This is a genomic window from Streptomyces sp. NPDC088785, from assembly GCF_044750685.1.
GTDB lineage: Bacteria > Actinomycetota > Actinomycetes > Streptomycetales > Streptomycetaceae > Streptomyces.
This window is the reverse complement of sequence record NZ_JBIVKH010000003.1, coordinates 163,843-181,477: the sequence shown is the minus strand read 5'-3', so window position 1 is coordinate 181,477 and position 17,635 is coordinate 163,843. Positions and strand designations below refer to the sequence as shown.

17 protein-coding genes are annotated in these 17,635 nt (G+C 72.7%); 7 read left to right on the top strand and 10 right to left on the bottom strand.

Annotated elements, in window-relative coordinates:
- Window positions 1–25: 25 nt before the first annotated feature.
- From ACIP5K_RS11430 to ACIP5K_RS11415, 4 genes are all read left to right on the top strand, one after another.
- Window positions 26–1,024, top strand: a complete 999-nt coding sequence (locus ACIP5K_RS11430; RefSeq protein ID WP_401407934.1) for an amidohydrolase family protein — start codon at window positions 26–28, stop codon at window positions 1,022–1,024.
- A gap of 75 nt (window positions 1,025–1,099) precedes the next feature.
- A complete protein-coding gene (locus tag ACIP5K_RS11425) occupies window positions 1,100–1,849 on the top strand; it encodes a response regulator transcription factor (RefSeq protein WP_401407932.1) in 750 nt (249 codons plus the stop codon).
- A 68-nt stretch (window positions 1,850–1,917) separates the two neighbouring features.
- A complete protein-coding gene (locus ACIP5K_RS11420; RefSeq protein ID WP_401407930.1) occupies window positions 1,918–3,813 on the top strand; it encodes an ATP-binding protein in 1,896 nt (631 codons plus the stop codon).
- Between the two features lie 26 nt (window positions 3,814–3,839).
- Window positions 3,840–5,213 (top strand): glycosyltransferase, encoded by a 1,374-nt coding sequence (locus ACIP5K_RS11415; RefSeq protein ID WP_401407928.1) that lies wholly within the window; start codon window positions 3,840–3,842, stop codon window positions 5,211–5,213.
- Window positions 5,214–5,289: 76 nt separating this feature from the next.
- Here the strand turns inward: ACIP5K_RS11415 and ACIP5K_RS11410 are convergent, their stop codons facing one another.
- Window positions 5,290–6,156: an endonuclease/exonuclease/phosphatase family protein gene (locus tag ACIP5K_RS11410; RefSeq protein ID WP_401407926.1), complete on the bottom strand. Its 867-nt coding sequence runs from the start codon at window positions 6,154–6,156 to the stop codon at window positions 5,290–5,292.
- 114 nt (window positions 6,157–6,270) lie between these two features.
- Between ACIP5K_RS11410 and ACIP5K_RS11405 the strand changes: the two genes are divergently transcribed.
- Both ACIP5K_RS11405 and ACIP5K_RS11400 read left to right on the top strand, forming a co-directional pair.
- On the top strand, window positions 6,271–7,836 hold the full coding sequence (locus ACIP5K_RS11405) for an MFS transporter (RefSeq protein ID WP_401407924.1): 1,566 nt from the start codon (window positions 6,271–6,273) through the stop codon (window positions 7,834–7,836).
- Window positions 7,837–7,920: 84 nt separating this feature from the next.
- Window positions 7,921–8,682 carry a TetR/AcrR family transcriptional regulator gene (locus ACIP5K_RS11400; protein ID WP_401407922.1) on the top strand — a complete coding sequence of 254 codons (762 nt, stop codon included), beginning with the start codon at window positions 7,921–7,923 and terminating at the stop codon, window positions 8,680–8,682.
- Between the two features lie 3 nt (window positions 8,683–8,685).
- Here ACIP5K_RS11400 and ACIP5K_RS11395 read toward each other — a convergent pair whose 3' ends face one another.
- The 4 genes from ACIP5K_RS11395 to ACIP5K_RS11380 all read right to left on the bottom strand — a co-directional run bounded on the left by ACIP5K_RS11395 (window position 8,686) and on the right by ACIP5K_RS11380 (window position 13,290).
- Window positions 8,686–9,147 (bottom strand): PPOX class F420-dependent oxidoreductase, encoded by a 462-nt coding sequence (locus tag ACIP5K_RS11395; protein WP_401407920.1) that lies wholly within the window; start codon window positions 9,145–9,147, stop codon window positions 8,686–8,688.
- A gap of 43 nt (window positions 9,148–9,190) precedes the next feature.
- Window positions 9,191–10,009, bottom strand: coding sequence for a YceI family protein (locus ACIP5K_RS11390; protein WP_401407918.1), 819 nt, complete (start codon window positions 10,007–10,009; stop codon window positions 9,191–9,193).
- A gap of 207 nt (window positions 10,010–10,216) precedes the next feature.
- Entirely contained in the window at window positions 10,217–12,769 is a 2,553-nt protein-coding gene (locus tag ACIP5K_RS11385) for an MFS transporter (protein WP_401407916.1), read from the bottom strand.
- 20 nt (window positions 12,770–12,789) lie between these two features.
- Window positions 12,790–13,290 (bottom strand): MarR family winged helix-turn-helix transcriptional regulator, encoded by a 501-nt coding sequence (locus ACIP5K_RS11380; protein WP_401407914.1) that lies wholly within the window; start codon window positions 13,288–13,290, stop codon window positions 12,790–12,792.
- Between the two features lie 195 nt (window positions 13,291–13,485).
- On the opposite strand from ACIP5K_RS11380, the gene ACIP5K_RS11375 reads away from it, so the two are divergent.
- Window positions 13,486–13,698: a hypothetical protein gene (locus ACIP5K_RS11375; protein ID WP_401407912.1), complete on the top strand. Its 213-nt coding sequence runs from the start codon at window positions 13,486–13,488 to the stop codon at window positions 13,696–13,698.
- Window positions 13,699–13,726: 28 nt separating this feature from the next.
- Here the strand turns inward: ACIP5K_RS11375 and ACIP5K_RS11370 are convergent, their stop codons facing one another.
- The 5 genes from ACIP5K_RS11370 to ACIP5K_RS11350 all read right to left on the bottom strand — a co-directional run bounded on the left by ACIP5K_RS11370 (window position 13,727) and on the right by ACIP5K_RS11350 (window position 17,577).
- Window positions 13,727–14,596, bottom strand: a complete 870-nt coding sequence (locus ACIP5K_RS11370) for a hypothetical protein (protein ID WP_401407910.1) — start codon at window positions 14,594–14,596, stop codon at window positions 13,727–13,729.
- Between the two features lie 272 nt (window positions 14,597–14,868).
- Complete coding sequence (locus ACIP5K_RS11365; RefSeq protein ID WP_401407908.1) at window positions 14,869–15,774, bottom strand: RNA polymerase sigma factor SigF; 906 nt, start codon at window positions 15,772–15,774, stop codon at window positions 14,869–14,871.
- Between the two features lie 246 nt (window positions 15,775–16,020).
- Window positions 16,021–16,956, bottom strand: coding sequence for an RNA polymerase sigma factor SigF (locus ACIP5K_RS11360; protein ID WP_401407906.1), 936 nt, complete (start codon window positions 16,954–16,956; stop codon window positions 16,021–16,023).
- Window positions 16,957–17,090: 134 nt separating this feature from the next.
- Complete coding sequence (locus ACIP5K_RS11355; RefSeq protein ID WP_401407904.1) at window positions 17,091–17,384, bottom strand: Dabb family protein; 294 nt, start codon at window positions 17,382–17,384, stop codon at window positions 17,091–17,093.
- 22 nt (window positions 17,385–17,406) lie between these two features.
- Window positions 17,407–17,577 carry a hypothetical protein gene (locus ACIP5K_RS11350; protein WP_351449614.1) on the bottom strand — a complete coding sequence of 57 codons (171 nt, stop codon included), beginning with the start codon at window positions 17,575–17,577 and terminating at the stop codon, window positions 17,407–17,409.
- Between the last annotated feature and the right edge of the window lie 58 nt (window positions 17,578–17,635).

Below are 17,635 nucleotides of genomic sequence, written 5' to 3'. Positions count from 1 at the left end.
GAAGGCGGCGGGTGAGTGTGGGGGGATGGATGATCACGCCCGCATCGGCACCGACGGCATCCCGGGCCCCGGCCCGGGCCTCGATGACGGCACCGACCCCGCCCCCGCCCCAGCCCCGGACCCCATTCCCGACCCCGCGGAGGCCGGGCTGGTTGCGCGGTTTCGGGAGCGGCACGGGCTGCCGGGGCTCGTCGACGTGCACACGCACTTCATGCCCGAGCGCGTGCTGCGCAAGGTGTGGGCGTACTTCGACGCGGCCGGGCCGCTGGTCGGCGGCGAGTGGCCGATCACGTACCGGGAGGAGGAGGACCGGCGGGTCGCGCGGTTGCGGGAGTTCGGGGTCGTCGCCTTCACGTCGATGCTGTACCCGCACAAGGCCGGCATGGCCGAGTGGCTGAACGGCTGGGCGGCCGATTTCGCCCGGCGCACCGAGGGCTGCCTGCACACGGCGACCTTCTTCCCCGAGCCGGGGGCGGAGCAGTACGTGCGGCGGGCGGTCGAGGACGGGGCGCGGGTCTTCAAGGCGCACGTCCAGGTCGGGGCGTACGACCCCGCCGACCCGCTGCTCGACCCGGTGTGGGGGCTGCTGGCCGAGGCCGGCGTGCCCGTCGTGACGCACTGCGGGTCGGGGCCCGCGCCCGGCCGGCACACCGGGCCCGGACCGATGGCCCGGGTCCTCGCCCGCCACCCCCGGCTGCCGCTCGTCGTCGCGCACCTGGGGATGCCGGAATACACCGAGTTCCTGGACCTGGCCGAGCGGTACCGGGAGGTGCGGCTCGACACCACGATGGCGTTCACGGACTTCGTGGAGCGGCGGGCGCCGTTCCCCGAGCGGGAGTTGGGGCGGCTGGCCGCGCTCGGCGACCGGGTGCTGCTCGGCAGCGACTTCCCCAACATCCCGTATCCGTACGTGCATCAGCTGGAGGCGATCGAGCGGCTCGGCCTGGGGTCGCAGTGGGTGCGGGCCGTCTGCCACGACAACGGCGCCGCCCTGTTCCCGCCCCCGGCCGCGCCCATCGGCTAGCGGGGCCGGGCGTTTCTCAGGGTTTTCACAGGTGGGCGAAAGGGTGCTCTCAGAGGGCCGCCGGATCGTAGCGCCATGACCACGACCTCGCCCCAGGGGCGTACCGAACTGCTGAGGCCGGACGGTAGCCCCGTCCGGGTGCTCGTTGTGGACGACGAGCAGTCGATCACCGAGCTGTTGTCCATGGCGCTGCGCTACGAGGGCTGGGAGCTGCGGACCGCGGGCGACGGCGCCGGAGCCGTGCAGAGCGCGCGCGAGTTCCGGCCCGACGCCGTCGTGCTCGACATGATGCTGCCGGACATGGACGGGCTGAGCGTGCTGGGCCGGCTGCGCCGTGAACTGCCGGACGTGCCCGTGCTCTTCCTGACCGCCAAGGACGCCGTCGAGGACCGGATCGCCGGGCTGACGGCGGGCGGCGACGACTACGTGACCAAGCCGTTCAGCCTGGAGGAGGTCGTCGCGCGGCTGCGCGGACTGATCCGGCGCACCGGCGCCGCCGACCGGGCGAGCGACTCCGTGCTGGTCGTGGGCGACCTGCTGCTCGACGAGGACAGCCACGAGGTGTCGCGCGGCGGTGCCCACATCCATCTGACCGCCACCGAGTTCGAGCTGCTGCGCTTCCTCATGCGCAACCCGCGGCGCGTGCTCAGCAAGGCCCAGATACTCGACCGGGTCTGGAGCTACGACTTCGGCGGCCAGGCCAACGTCGTCGAGCTGTACATCTCCTACCTGCGGCGCAAGATCGACGCGGGCCGCGAGCCGATGATCCACACGCGCCGGGGAGCCGGGTACCTGATCAAGCCCGCCGCCACGACGGTGTCGTGACCCCGGGCGCCCGCCGGCGGTGTGCGCACCGCGGGGCGCGTGGCCCGCGCACGCTGCGGACCCGGCTCGTGGTGTCGGCGATCGCGCTGATCGCGGTCGTCGCCGCGGTGATCGGGACCGTGACCACGGTGGCGCTGAGCGGCTCGCTGTACGAACGGCTCGACTCCGACCTCCGGGAGATCGCCAAGCGGGCCGCCGTGCGGCCCCGGGACCTGGGCGGGCAGGACGGCCAGGCCGACCAGAACGACCAAAACGGCCAGGCCGGGCAGGGCGGTCAGGCCGGGCAGGGTGGGCAGCGGCAGATCCTGCCGCCCGGCATCAGCGACGTGGACCGCGATCTGCGCTGGGTCGTCGGCGGCGGCTCGCCGCAGGACACGGTCGGCGCCGTCGTCGCGCACGGCAGGGTCACCGCGTCGGTGCGGGGCACCGGCGGCACGAACGTCGCCGATCTCACCGCCGGGCAGCGCGGCGGACTCGCCGCCGTGACCGCGGACGGGAAGACCCGCAGCGTCGAGCTGTCCGGGCTGGGGACGTACCGGGTGAAGACCGTGCGCTCCGAGGACGGTGACCTGGTCGTCGTCGGCATCCCCGCGACACAGGTGCAGGACACCGTGCGGACCCTGGTCGTCGTCGAGCTGTCGGTCACGTTCGCGGGGCTGGTCGCCGCGGGCATCGCCGGCGCCGTGATGGTCGGCGTGAACCTCCGGCCGCTGCGCCGGGTCGCCGCCACGGCGACCCGGGTCTCCGAACTGCCCCTGCACAGCGGCGAGGTGACCCTCTACGAGCGGGTACCCGACGCCGAGGCCGATCCCGGGACCGAGGTCGGGCAGGTCGGCGCCGCCTTCAACCGGATGCTCGACCACATCCACGGCGCGCTGCACGCCCGCCAGCAGAGCGAGACACGGGTGCGGCAGTTCGTCGCGGACGCGAGCCACGAACTGCGCACGCCCCTCGCCTCCATCCGCGGGTACGCCGAGCTGACCCGGCGCGGCCGTGAGGAGGTCGGCCCCGACACCCGGCACGCGCTCGGCCGGATCGAGTCGGAGGCGCACCGCATGACGGGCCTGGTCGAGGACCTGCTGCTGCTCGCGCGGCTCGACGCGGGGCGTCCGCTCGCGTACCGGCCGACCGACCTGTCGCCGCTGGTCGTCGACGTGCTGAGCGACGCCCGCGCGGCCGGGCAGGGCCACCGGTGGCGCCTGGAACTGCCCGACGAGCCCGCCCTGGTGTCCGCCGACTCCGCGCGGTTGCAGCAGGTCCTCGTCAATCTCCTCGCCAACGCGCGGACCCACACCCCGCCCGGCACCACCGTCACCGCCCGCGTGCGCCGGGACGGGTCCCGGGTCCGCGTCGACGTGCGCGACGACGGGCCGGGCATCCCCACGGAGTTGCTGCCGCACGTCTTCGAGCGGTTCGCGCGCGGGGACTCCTCCCGGTCGCGCAAGGCCGGGTCCACGGGGCTCGGGCTCGCCATCGTGCGGGCCGTCACGGCCGCGCACGGCGGTTCCGTGACCGTCGACAGCTGCCCCGGGCGGACCGTGTTCACCGTGCACCTGCCCGCGTACGACGAGTCGGGCCAGGCTGAGTCGGGCCAAGGTGAGCCGGGCCAGGTCGATCCGGGCCAGATCGAGCCGGTTCACGACAAGCCAGGCCGGGCCGAGCCGGGTCCCGACGAACCGGCCCAGGCCGAGCCTGGTCACGACGGTCCGGGCCACGACGGTCTGGGCCAGGCTGAGCCTGGTCACGACGGTCCGGGTCACGACGACTCAGGTCACCACGGTCCGGGTCACGACGGCCCAGGTCACCACGGTCGTCCGCATCACGACGGCCCGGATCACCACGCCCCAGGTCACCACGGTCCGGATCACCACGGCCCGGGTCACGACAGCCCAGGTCACCACGAGTCCCCCGGCACCCCCCGCGCGGACTCACAGGCCCCCCAAAGGTCCACCACACAGCGCTGACAGCCGGGTTGGCGAAGGTCCATGGCATGCGAACCGACTCTTCTCCGGGCGGCGGCCCCACCGCCGCACACCTCGGCGCGCTGCCCGCGCGGGAGCACCTGCCGGTGGGCAGCGGCCCGGGCGACGTACCCGTCCTGGACGTCGTCGTCCCGGTCCACAACGAGGAGAAGGACCTCGCCGCGTGCGTGCGCGGACTCCACGCCCATCTGGTGCGCACCTTCCCCTACCGCTTCCGCGTCACCATCGCGGACAACGCCTCCACCGACACCACCCCGCAGGTGGCGCGCCGGCTGGCCGCCGAGCTGCCCGGCGTCGGCCATGTCCGGCTCGACCAGAAGGGCCGCGGGCGCGCCCTGCGCACCGTCTGGTCCGCGTCCGAGGCGCCGGTCCTCGCCTACATGGACGTGGACCTGTCCACCGACCTGAACGCGCTGCTGCCGCTGGTCGCCCCGCTCATCTCCGGCCACTCGGACCTGGCGATCGGCTCGCGGCTCACGCGCTCCTCGCGGGTGGTGCGCGGCCCCCGGCGGGAGTTCGTCTCGCGGGCCTACAACATGATCCTGCGCGGCTCGCTCCGGGCCCGCTTCTCCGACGCGCAGTGCGGGTTCAAGGCGATCCGGCGCGATGTCGCGCAGGTGCTGCTGCCGCTGGTCGAGGACGCCGGCTGGTTCTTCGACACCGAGCTGCTGGTGCTCGCCGAGCGGGCCGGGCTGCGGATCCACGAGGTGCCCGTCGACTGGATCGACGACCCGGACTCGTCCGTGCGCATCGTGCGGACCGCCGCCGACGACCTGAAGGGCGTGTGGCGCGTGGGCCGGGCGCTCACCACCGGCTCCCTCCCCCTGGACCGGCTCGCGCGCCCGTTCGGCGACGATCCGCGCGACCGCCGTCTGCCCGGGGTGCCGAAGGGGCTCGCCCGGCAGCTGGTCGGGTTCTGCGTGGTCGGCGCGCTGTCGACGCTGTTCTACCTGCTGCTGTACTCCGGCTTCCGTACGTTCTCGGGGGCGCAGGCCGCCAACGCGCTCGCCCTGCTGGTGTCGGCGTTCGCCAACACGGCGGCGAACCGGCGGCTGACCTTCGGGGTGCGCGGCCGCGACCGGGCCGTCCGCCAACAGGCGCAGGGGCTCGTGGTGTTCGGCATCGGCCTCGCGCTGACCAGCGGTTCGCTGGCCGCCCTGCACGCGGCGACCGGCGCGCCCGCGCACGCGGCCGAACTGGGCGTGCTCCTCACGGCGAACCTCGCGGCGACCGTGCTCCGCTTCCTGCTCTTCCGGGCCTGGGTGTTCCCCGCAGCACCCACCGTGCCCGCAGCACCCACCGCACCCACCGCACCCGCCACACGCGCAGCACCCACCGCACCCGCCACACCCACCGCACCCACCCCCACGGACCCGCGCTGACGCCCGACGGGCGGCGCGGCAAGCCACGCGGCAAGCCACGCGGCAAGCCCCGGCGGGGCCGATCCGGGCTTCCGGGCTACGGCCGCCGGACCGTCACGTCGGCGACGACGGGCCTGTGGTCCGACGCCGCCGCTTCCTCCGGCACCCGCACCGACCGCACGGTCACCCCGCGCCCCACGGCGACGTAGTCGATCCGCTTCACCGGCGCGTCGGCCGGGAACGTGACCCCGCCCGCCGGCCCGGCGTCCCGCAACTCCCGCCACAGCGGCGCCAGCTCCGCCGCGTCCGGCGTCGCGTTGAAGTCGCCGAGGAGCACCTGCCGCGCCCCGCGCACCGCCGCGCGCTCGGCGGCCATGACGCGCCGGGTGTCCGCGACCTGCGCCACCCGCACCGAGGGATCCGCGCGGTAGTCCAGGTGCGTCACGAAGACCTGCACCGGCACCCCGCGCACCCTGAGCGTCACCTCGCCGAAGCCGGGCGCGGGGGCGGGCACCGGGTCCGGGTCCTGGGTGGAGAGGCGGGTGATGTCGTGGTTGGCGGCCGAGCGGATCGGATACCGGGACAGCACGGCCACCCCGAACTCGCGCCGCGGTCCGCCCGGGGTCACCGGATCCAGGCTGTAGATCGGCGCGAACGACACCCGCATCCCGAGCCGGTCCGCGAGTTCCCGCGCGACGTCCAGGTCCCGGCTGCGCGCGCCCCAGTGCACGTCGACCTCCTGGAGGCCGATGACGTCGGCGTGCAGGGCGCGCAGCGCGGCCGCCTGCCGGTCGAGGTCGAAGACGTCGTCCATGCCGGCGCCGAAGTGGATGTTGTAGGTGGCGACGCGCAGCGCGACCGCCCGTCCGTGCTGCCCGTCGGCGGCCGCGGGGGCCGCGCCGATCAGGCTCGACACGGCCAGGCAGAGCGCCAGTCGCGGGACCGTTCGGGATCGTCTCGGCATGGCCGAACGCTATGCCGAAAAGGCGCTTGTACACCGTAAGAGTTCCCCCTTACGGTGTACGGCGGCGCTCGGGGCCTCCTCCCGTGCCCGCCGCCCGACCCGACAGGAGACCGCATGACGGCGACGACCGCCGAGAACACGAACGGGCCGGACGGCCCCGACGGGCGCTCCCCGGCCCCGGCCGACCGCCATCCGCAGCGCTGGATCATCCTCGGCGTCATCTGCCTCGCCGAGCTGACCGTGCTGCTCGACAACACCGTCCTCAACGTCGCGATCCCCTCCCTCACCCGGGAGCTGCACGCGTCGACCTCCGACATCCAGTGGGTGATCAGCGCCTACTCGCTCGTCCAGTCCGGGCTGCTGCTCACGGCGGGCTCCACCGCGGACCGCTACGGCCGCAGGAAGATGCTCGCGGCCGGTCTCGTGCTGTTCGGCATCGGTTCGCTGGTCGCCGGACTCGCCGACTCCACCGCGCAGTTGATCGCCGCGCGGGCCGGGATGGGCGTCGGCGGCGCGCTGCTGATGACCACGACGCTCGCCGTCGTCGTGCAGATCTTCGACGACACCGAGCGGGTCCGGGCGATCGGCCTGTGGGCCACCGTCAACTCGCTGGGCTTCGCCGCGGGACCGCTGATCGGCGGGGTGCTGCTGGACCACTTCTGGTGGGGCGCGATCTTCCTCGTCAACATCCCGGTCGCGGTCCTCGCACTGGCCGCCGTCCTGATGCTCGTACCGGAGTCGAAGAACCCGCGGGGCGACCGGCCCGACCTGCTCGGCGCGCTGCTGTCCACGGTCGGCATGACCGGGGTCGTCTACGCCATCATCAACGGCCCCGACCAGGGCTGGACCTCCGGCGCCACGCTCGTCCCGGCGGCGGTCGGGGCCGGCTTCCTGGCCGCGTTCGTCGGCTGGGAGCTGCGCGTCCCGTACCCGATGCTGGACATGCACTTCTTCCGCGACCAGAAGTTCACGGGCGCCGTCGCCGGGGCGATCCTCGTCGCGTTCGGCATGGGCGGCTCGCTGTTCCTGCTCACCCAGCACCTCCAGTTCGTGCTCGGGTACGGGCCGCTGGAGGCCGGGCTGCGCACGGCGCCGCTGGCGCTGACCATCGTCGCCCTGAACCTCACCGGCGTCGGCGCCCGGGTCCTCGCCCGGGTGGGCACCCCGGTCACCATCGCGGCGGGCATGAGCTGCCTGGCGGCGGGGCTCGCCGCGATCGCCGTGCTCGGCGGCGACAGCTACGCCGGCATGCTCCTCGGCCTGGTCGTCATGGGTGTCGGCATCGCCTTCGCCATGCCCGCGATGGCCAACGCGATCATGAGCGCCATCCCGCCCGCGAAGGCGGGCGTCGGAGCGGGCGTGAACGGCACCCTCGCCGAGTTCGGCAACGGACTCGGGGTCGCCGTCCTCGGTGCGGTCCTCAACGCCCGGTTCGCGGCGCTCGTCACCGTCTCCGCCGCCTCCCTCCCGGCGGCGCTCGCCGCCGCCGGCTCCGCCGGTGAGCGGGCCAGGATCGCCGACGCCTTCGCCGCGGGCCTGGAGACCAGCCAGCTCGTCGGCGCCTGCGCCGTGCTCGTCGGCGGACTCCTCGCCGCCGCGTTGCTCCGGCGCGCCGAGCGGGCAGAGTCAGCAGGGGCGACGGCTCCGGGCGCCGTCCCGGCCGGCCCCGGACAGCCCTAGCATCGATGCATACGGACGGGCGGATTCCGCGGGTGTGAGCCCGGGGCCGCCCGGCCCGGCCCCTCGACCCACGGAAGGTGCGCCATGGCGAAGGCAGCGCGGATGAGCGTCTGGCTCGAAGAGAGCAGGCCCGGACGCGGCCGGCGCAGCGAGCAGCCCAGCGGCCTGGACCGCGAGCGGATCACCGACGCCACGGTGAAGCTGCTCGACGCCGAGGGGCTCGCCAAGTTCTCCATGCGGCGGCTGGCGGGCGAGCTGGGCGTCACCGCGATGTCCGTCTACTGGTACGTCGACACCAAGGACGACCTGCTCGAACTCGCCCTGGACCGGGCCTTCGGCGAACCCCGGGTGACCGACACGGGCGCCGACGGCGACGACTGGGGCGCACAGGTGCGCGAGCTCGCCACCGAGTACCGGGCGCTGCTGGTGCGCCACCCGTGGATCTCGCCGCTGGTCGGCAACTACCTGAACATCGGGCCGAATTCGCTGGAGTTCTCCGCCGTGGTGCAGCGCGTCTTCGCCCGCACCGGACTGCCGATGAGCGCGCAGCGCGGCGCGATCGCCAGCGTCATGCAGTTCGTGTACGGGTACGGCACCGTCGAGGGCCACTTCCGGCAGCGGTGCGCCGATGTCGGCATGACCCAGGACGAGTACTTCCAGCGGACGATGACCACCTTCACCGCCCCGGCCGACAAGCCGGAGATGCTGCGGCACGCCGAGGAGACGCTGGCGCAGGTGGCGGCCGGGGGCACGGTCGAGCAGGTGCGCGACCTCGACTTCCACATCGCGCTCGACCTCCAGCTCGCCGGCATCGCGGCGCTGGTGGCGCGGGAGCGGCGGGGCTAGGGCCTAGGCCAGCCGCGCCGGGAAGCCGCCGGTCGCCACCGGGCCCCACGACCGCGGGGTGATCCGGATGATCGACTTGCCCTGCCGCACCATCGCCTCGCGGTACTCGTCCCAGTCCGGGTGCTCCCCGGAGATGGCGCGGAAGTACTCGACGAGCGGCTCGACCGACTCGGGGGCGTCGATGACCTCGGCGGAGCCGTCGATCTGCACCCACGGCCCGTTCCACTCGTCGCTCAGCACGACCACGCTCACCCGCGGATCCCGCTTGGCGTTACGGGTCTTGGCGCGCTCGGGGTAGGTGGAGACGACGATCCGCCCGGCACCGTCCACCCCGCAGGTCAGCGGTGACGCCTGCGGGGTGCCGTCGGTGCGGGCGGTGATGAGGAGGGCGCGGTGCCGCGGACGGACGAAGTCGAGCAACTCGTCCAGGGACACCCGGGTATTGGTCGCGATGTTCGAAGCCATGCCCCGAGCCTAGTGACCCGCGTCCGTCCGCCCGCGTCCCGCGCTACATGCTGGGCAGCGCGTCGCCCTGGACCGCCTGGATGTCGAGCTCGACCCTGAGGGTCGCGCCGATCGCGGCGATGCCCGCCTGGACGACCTGGTTGTAGTTCATGGCGAAGTCCTCGCGGCGCAGCTCGGCCGTCGCCTTGAACGCGGCGCGGGTGCCGCCCCACGGGTCGGCGCCGGTGCCGAGGTAGCTGAGGTCGAGGTCGACCTGGCGCACCACGCCGTGCAGGTTCAGCTCGCCGTGCACGGTCCAGCGGTCGGGGCCGGCCGGGGTCAGGCCCGTCGACCGGTAGGTGATCTCGGGGTGCGTCTCGACGTCCAGGAAGTCGGGGGACTTCAGGTGGCCGTCGCGCATCCCGTTGCCGGTGTCGATGGACGCCGACCGGATCACGGCCTCCACCCGGGACTTCTCCACGTCCTGCGCGATGTCGATGCGTGCGCGGAAGTCGGTGAACCGGCCGTGCACGGAGGTGATGCCCAGGTGCTGGGCGGTCGCCGCGACCGCGGAGTGCGCCGGGTCCACGGTCCACGGGCCGGGCGGCGGCAGCTCGGCGCCACCCTGCCGGGCCAGCACGACGGTGCCGACCTCGGCCCGCCCGGTGGCGGTGACCAGCGCCGTGGAGGCCGCGGGGCCGTACCCGACGGCGGTCACGATCACGGTGTAGGGGCCCGGGGCGAGGACGGCCGCGTCGTGCACGGCGCCCTCGTCGTCGGCCTCGGCGCGCAGCACCTGCGCGCCCGTCATGTCGGTCACCGTGACGACGGCGTGCGGCAGAGCCCACCCGTCCCGCGTCCGGATCCGCGCACTGAGTCCCATCGTCCACATCTCCTAGCTGAAGTTCTCACACACGTAGGGGAGGTGAGTACGTCCCGTACGTGAAACGGCCCCGGCCCGCGGCGTCTCGGCCGTCCCCTGCCGTTGACGACGCCACCGGGTCCGGGGCCCCTTTCCCACATCCGGGCGGACGGTGCGGCCCGCGTCTCCGCTCGAAACGCGGGCCGCACCGGTGTCACCCGGGGTCGGTCACTCGCCCGGGTGGGCGAGTTCGATGTCGTGACCGTCGACGCCGCTGCCGTTCACGGTCAGGTGCGTGGCCACCGGCGGGTAACCGGTCGCGATGACCGTGTACTCGCCGCCGTCCAGGTCGGTGAAGGCGTACGCGCCGTCCTCACCGGTGGTGGAGGTCGCGACCACGTTGCCCGCGGCGTCGACGAGCGTGACCCGCGCGTCGTTCAGCGAGCGGCCCGCGGCGCGGACGGTGCCCTGCACCTGGGAGCCGGAGTTCAGTTCGATCTCGACGCGGGTGACGCCCGTGCCGCCGACCTCGACGGGCAGGGCCAGCGGCCGGTGCCCGGCCGCGTTCACGGCCACGGTCACCGCGCCCGGGACCAGCTCGGCGAAGGTGAACTCGCCGTCCTGGCCGGAGAGCCCGGTGGCCAGCACGTCACCGCGGACGTCGGTCACGATGACCATGGCGCCGATGACGGCGGCCTTGGTCTCCGCGGCCCTGACCACACCGCTCAGGCCGCTGGTGCCGCTGAGCAGGATGTCGTAGGCGACGCCGTTGCCGGTGTCCTCGCCGACGACCACCGTGGAGGCCTGCGGCTGGTAGCCGTCGGCGGAGGCGATCAGGACGTAGGAGCCGGCGCCGGGGGCGTCGACGGCGTACGAACCGTCGCCCTGGGCGACGCCGCGGCCCAGCTGCCGTCCGCCGAGGGAGATCAGCGTGACCGCGGCCCGCGGGACCGGGGCGGACTCGGCGCCGCGGACGAAGCCGTGCACCGGGATGCCGCCGCCCGTGCCGGGCTGCGCCGGGACGCTGCCGGCCGGGGCCGACGCGACGGCCGCGAGGCGCTGGGTCTGCGCATCGGCGGCGGGCTCGCCCGCGCCGACCAGGCTCGGCACCTTCTCCGGCTCGCCCGCCGTGGCGCCGGCGAGGCCCGCGGGGGCGGCGGAGGCGGTCGCCTCGGCCTCCTTGGCCTGGTCCAGGCCGCCGGACGTACGCAGCGGGACCTCCTTGATGAACACCATCGCGATCAGGGCGACCAGCGCGATCGGCGCGGCGATCAGGAAGACGTCGGCGATGCCGTGCCCGTAGGAGCTCTCCATGATCGTGCGCAGCGGCGCGGGCAGCTTGTCCAGGTCCGGGATGGCGCCGCCGCCCGTACCGCCGTGGCCGAGCGCGGCACCCTTCGGGCCGAGGTCGGCGAGGCCGTCCTTGACGTAGTGGGTGATGCGGGTGGACATGATCGAACCGAGCGCCGAGACACCCATCGCACCGCCGAGGGAGCGGAAGAAGGTGACCGTGGAGCTGGCCGAGCCGATGTCCTGCGGGGCGACCTGGTTCTGGGTGCAGAGCACGAGGTTCTGCATCGTCATGCCGATGCCGAGACCCATCAGGGCCATGAAGATCGCGACGCGCCAGTACGGGGTGTCGTAGCGGATCGTGCCGAGCAGGCCGAGGCCCGCCGTGATCAGGACGCCGCCGGAGACCAGCCACGCCTTCCACTTGCCGGTCTTGGTGATGATCTGGCCCGCGACGGTCGACGAGATGAACAGGCCGCCGATCATCGGGATCGTCATGACACCGGACATCGTCGGCGACTTGCCGCGCGCCAGCTGGAAGTACTGGGAGAAGAACACGGTGCCGGTGAACATCGCGACACCCACGAAGAGCGAGGCGATCGAGGCGAGCGTGATCGTGCGGTTGCGGAAGAGCCGCAGCGGGATGATCGGCTCGGCGGCCTTCGACTCGACGAGGACGAAGATCAGGGCGAGCACGATCGCGCCGCCCACCATCGCGGCGGTCTGCCACGACATCCAGTCGTACTTGTCGTCGGCGAAGGTGACCCACAGGAGCAGGGTGCAGACCGCGGCGGTGATGAAGAAGGCGCCGGCCCAGTCGACCTTGACGTTCTCCCGCCGGACGGTGGGGAGCTTCAGCGTCTTCTGGAGCACGATGAGCGCGATGACCGCGAACGGCACACCGACGTAGAAGCACCAGCGCCAGCCCAGCCACGAGGTGTCGGTGATGACACCGCCGAGCAGCGGGCCGCCGACGGTGGCGACGGCGAAGGTGGCACCGAGGTAGCCGGAGTAGCGGCCCCGCTCGCGCGGGGAGATCATCGCGGCCATCACGATCTGGGCGAGGGCGGACAGACCGCCGACGCCGATGCCCTGCACCACGCGGCAGGCGATCAGCATGCTGGGGCTCTGCGAGAGCCCCGCCACGACCGAGCCGCCGACGTAGACGACCAGGGCTATCTGGACGAGTGCCTTCTTGCTGAAGATGTCGGCGAGCTTGCCCCACAGGGGCGTGGTCGCGGTCATCGCGAGCAGCGAGGCGGTGACGACCCAGGTGTAGGCGGACTGGCCGCCGCCGAGGTCGCCGACGATCTCGGGCAGAGCGTTGGTGACGATCGTCGACGACAGAATGGCGACGAACATGCCGAGCAGCAGCCCGGACAGCGCCTCCATGATCTGACGGTGCGTCATGGTGGCGCCGGCGGCGGGGGCGTTGCCTCCGTGCTTGGCGGCATGGCTGCCCCGCACACCGGACGGTGTGGATGTTGCCATGGGAATCCTTTTCTTACGTGTTACGCGGGTGTACGGGTGGTCGGTGTCGAATCCTGCGCGGCGACGGGGAGCGGTGTCCGGGACGCCGTCGTCCGGCAGTCCCCGAAGCTGTCGCGCAGTCGCGTCATCAGGGCGATGAGCTGGTTGACCTCGTCGTCGGACCAGTCGCTCAGCCGCTCGGCGAGCAACTCGGTCGTCCGTGCGTCCAGCTCGTCCATCTGTGCGTGCCCCTCGGCGGTGAGGGTGAGGATGCGCGAGCGCCGGTCGGCGGGGTCGGGGCGGCGCTCGATCCAGCCGCGGTCCGCGGTGTGGGCCACGTGCCGGCTGGCCACGGACATGTCGACGGCCATCAGCTCGGCCATCCTGCTCATCCGCATGTCGCCGTAGCGCTTGAGGAGAGCGAGGACGGCGGCCGAACCTGCCGGACAGTCGTGGGGCAGGATGCGCGCCATGTCCCTCTTGACGGCGCCGAAGGCGCTGAGCTGTCGGGCCAGTTCGTCGTAATGACGCTGTGCGGCCACAGCACCTCCTGACCAAAACCTTATTTGTTGCTTAGGGCAACCATAGAAGCAGTTGGTTGCCGCAGGCAAACTAAAAAGGGCGTTCGACCCTAAAAACTAGGCAAACGTCCGGGTCGGATGATGTAAAGCCGCAGCTCAACGGGGCTCCACGTGACCTGTGGCGCCCGTGGCCCCGATTCGCTAGGGTCCTGCCCCATGGCACACAACCCCCAGGGCCCGGGCCCCGAAGGCAACATCGACCCCGCGGGCAACACCCAGATGTTCCGCGCCTTCGTCGACGAGGGCGGCGCTCCCTCGCCGCGCGCGCAGGCGGCGCCGGTGAAGTCCGGTCCCGGCGCGGGACTGATCGTCGGCATCGTCGTCGCGATCATCGTGGTGGCGGCGGTGGCCTGGCTGGCGCTCTCCTAGCTCTCCCGGCGCGCGGCCCCGGCCGCGCTCACTTCCAGCGCACGGAGACGTCCCGCGTCTCGACGTGCATCCCGAGCGGTACGCGCCAGGAGTCGACGCAGACCGTCCACGTCTTCTCCTTCTTCTCCCCGGGCCCGATGGGCACGGGGAGTTCTTCCGTCGACTCGACGGTCGCCCAGTCGACGCCGAGCGAGCCGATGATGTGGGTCCCGAAGGTGACCGTGCCCGAACGCACCGCGCTGCCACCGGAGTTGTGCAGCGCCAGCGTCACGTCCTGGCACCAGCGGTGCCCGGCGTCCTTCAGGACGGGGTCGCCCACCTTGAGCGCGGCCGGGGCGGGCGGCGCGGTGCTGCCGCCACCGGCGGGGGTGCCCGGACCCTGACCCGGGGCGGAGGGAGCGCCGCCCCCGGCACCGCCACCACCGCCGCCGCCGCCCGAGCGGCCCGGTGAGCCGGAGGAGCCCGCACCGGCGCCGGGGGAGCCCGCCGCGGACGATCCGCCGCCGCTCCCCTTCCCGCCGGCTCCGCCCGCGCGGCCCCCGGCCCTCTCCGTGGACCCGCCCTTGTCCGTGCCGGTGTTCCCGCCCTTGCCCTTGCCCGTCTCCTCGCCTTCGCCTTCGCCTCCGCCCCGGCCGCTGCCGTCGGCGCCCTCGGCGCGGGCGCCGCTCCCGGCGGGTCCCGGGGAGTCCTGGTCGAGCGGCACCAGCTCCACCTTCCCGGTGGGCGCGGCGCCCCGGTCCGGCGCGTCCGAGCCCCCGGCGGCGCCCACGGCCACATAGGTGGCGGGCCCGCTGGCACCGCCGAAGGCGACGGTGGCGGCCCCGCCGAGCCCCACCGCGGCGGCCGAGGCGACCGCCACCGCGACGCCCCTACGTCCTCGTACCCACGTCCGCAGCATCGCGCCAGTGTGTCTGACGGACCGTCAATTAGGAACCCTCGGACCGGAACCCTCGGACCGGAACCCTCGGACCGCAACCCTCGGACCGGAACCCTCGGACCGGAACCCTCGGACCGGAACCTTCGGAGCGGAACCTTCGGAGCGGAACCCTCGGACCGGGAACCCTCGGGTTCGGACCTCTTGGGCGGCGACGGCCGGGAGCGGCGCCCCGGGAATGCGTCGGGGCGGCGACTCTGCCGAGTCGCCGCCCCGTGACATCCGTGAGGCAGGGGTCAGTCCGCGATCAGGCCCTCGCGCAGCTGCGCCAGCGTCCGCGTCAGCAGCCGCGACACGTGCATCTGCGAGATCCCGACCTCCTCGCCGATCTGCGACTGCGTCATGTTCGCGAAGAACCGGAGCATGATGATCCGGCGCTCGCGGGGCGGCAGCTTGGCGAGCAGCGGCTTGAGCGACTCCCGGTACTCGACGCCCTCAAGGGCGGTGTCCTCGTACCCGAGCCGGTCCGCGAGCGAGCCCTCGCCGCCGTCGTCCTCGGGGGCCGGCGAGTCGAGGGAGGACGCCGTGTAGGCGTTGCCCACCGCGAGCCCGTCGACGACGTCGTCCTCCGAGACGCCCAGCACCGCGGCGAGTTCGGGCACGGTCGGCGACCGGTCCAGCTTCTGCGCCAGCTCGTCGCTGGCCTTGGTCAGGGCGAGCCGCAGCTCCTGGAGGCGGCGCGGCACCCGCACCGACCACGAGGTGTCCCGGAAGAACCGCTTGATCTCGCCGACCACCGTCGGCATCGCGAACGTGGGGAACTCGACCCCGCGCTCGCAGTCGAACCGGTCGATCGCCTTGATCAGGCCGATCGTGCCGACCTGGACGATGTCCTCCATCGGCTCGTTGCGACTGCGGAAGCGGGCCGCCGCGTACCGCACCAGCGGCAGGTTCAGCTCGATGAGGGTGTCGCGGACGTACGCCCGCTCAGGGCTGTTCTCGTCGAGCGAGGCGAGCCGCAGGAAGAGGGAGCGGGACAGGGTGCGGGTGTCGATGGAACCCGATGACACCGGCGCCACCGGCGCCGCCGGAGCCGGAGCCGGGGCCTGGATCGGGGCCGGGGCCTGAGCCCGGGCCGGAACAGGAACAGGCGTGTCGGGCGAGAGCGTGAGCACCTTCGAGCTGCCCTGGTCTGCGGACATGCCACCCCCTTGAGGTCGCGGACGGTCGCGGCGGACGCTCCCGTCAGGTAGGAACGCAGCCTCCACCTGAATACCGGACGCGGGGCTGCGCCAAACGCGGTTCCAGCAGAATGTCACATGTCGGCAACACGCTGTAGTGACATGTCGACATGGAAGGGGCGAATCAGCGCTGATAGCAGGGGGTGTGGCCAAAGAGGACGGCGTTTCCGCCGGGAAATCCCCGCAGAACCGGTCTACCCGATTCAGCTACGCCTCGATCCTGTTTGCGGATCGAAGTCGAGCGAAACTACGGGCGAGGAGCCTTGACACGTGCATCTGGGAGACACCGAGCTCGGCGCTGATCTGGGACTGCGTGAGGTTGTTGTAGTACCGCAGCAGCAGGATCCGCTGCTCCCGCTCGGGCAGTTGTACGAGGAGGTGGCGGACGAGGTCGCGGTGCTCGACGCCGTCCAGCTCGGGGTCCTCGTAGCCGAGCCGGTCGAGCAGCCCGGGCATCCCGTCGCCCTCCTGCGCGGCCTCCAGGGAGGTCGCGTGGTACGAGCGGCCGGCCTCGATGCAGGCGAGCACCTCGTCCTCGCCGATGCGGAGCCGCTCGGCGATCTCGGCGGTGGTCGGGGAGCGGCCGAAGGCGGTGGTCAGGTCCTCGCTCGCGGCGTTCACCTGCACCCACAGCTCGTGCAGGCGGCGCGGGACGTGCACGGTCCGCACGTTGTCGCGGAAATACCGCTTGATCTCGCCGACCACGGTCGGCATGGCGAAGGTCGGGAACTGCACGCCGCGGTCCGGGTCGAACCGGTCGATGGCGTTGATCAGGCCGATCGTGCCGACCTGGACGACGTCCTCCATCGGTTCGTTGCGGCTGCGGAAGCGGGCGGCCGCATAGCGCACCAGCGGCAGGTTCGCCTCGATCAGGGCGCCGCGCACCCGGGAGTGCTCCGGGGTGCCCGGCAGCAGGTTCTTGAGCTGGCCGAAGAGGACCTGGGTGAGCGCCCGGGTGTCGGCCCCGCGCGACTTCGCGGCCGGCGCCGGTGACGCCGATGGCACGTGAGGCGCCGGTGATGTCTGTGGCGTCTGAGGTGCCTGTGGCGCCTGTGGTGCTTGCGGCGCTTCTTGAGGCGCAGTACTGGCCGGCACGGTCAACCCCACCTCTGTTTCGTCAACTCTTCGATCAAAAGCGGTCATAGCATCACAAGACATGTGCACTGTGTGCAAGCACCGCATTACTACGTGTTGAAGGGCCGAGCAGGGGTTCGGGACAGCGAAAAGCCCCTCACCGTTCAGGTGAGGGGCCGCTCGAACGGGTGACGCGGGGACCGTCAGAACTCGTAGTCCGCGATCACCCACGTGGCGAACTCGCGCCACTGCGCGACGCCCGCCTGGTGCGCGGGGTGTTCGAGGTACCGCTTCAGGGCGTCGGTGTCCTCGACCGCCGAGTTGATCGCGAAGTCGTAGGCGATGGGGCGGTCGGTGATGTTCCAGTCGCACTCCCAGAACGTCAGCTCGGGGATCTGGCCGCCCAGGGCGCGGAAGGCCGCGACGCCCTCGACCACACGGGGCTCGTCACGGCCGACGCCGTCGTTGAGCTTGAACAGGACCAGATGGCGGATCACGGGCGACGCTCCTCAGCCGTACTCACTTGCCGCCGTTGGCCACCCAGGTCATGAAGTCCCCGATGGACCGCGCGGCGGACGATATGCCCTCGAACCCTATCTGGACGTAGTCCGCGGCCTTGGCCGGGTCGGTGATGATCAGATACAGCACGAACACGATCACGACGAAGAGCCCTATTTTCTTCGGATCCATCGCGCCCGGCCTCCCCTTGCCCCGTGCCGGCCCGCGCGTCGGTGTGCGCGCCCCGGTG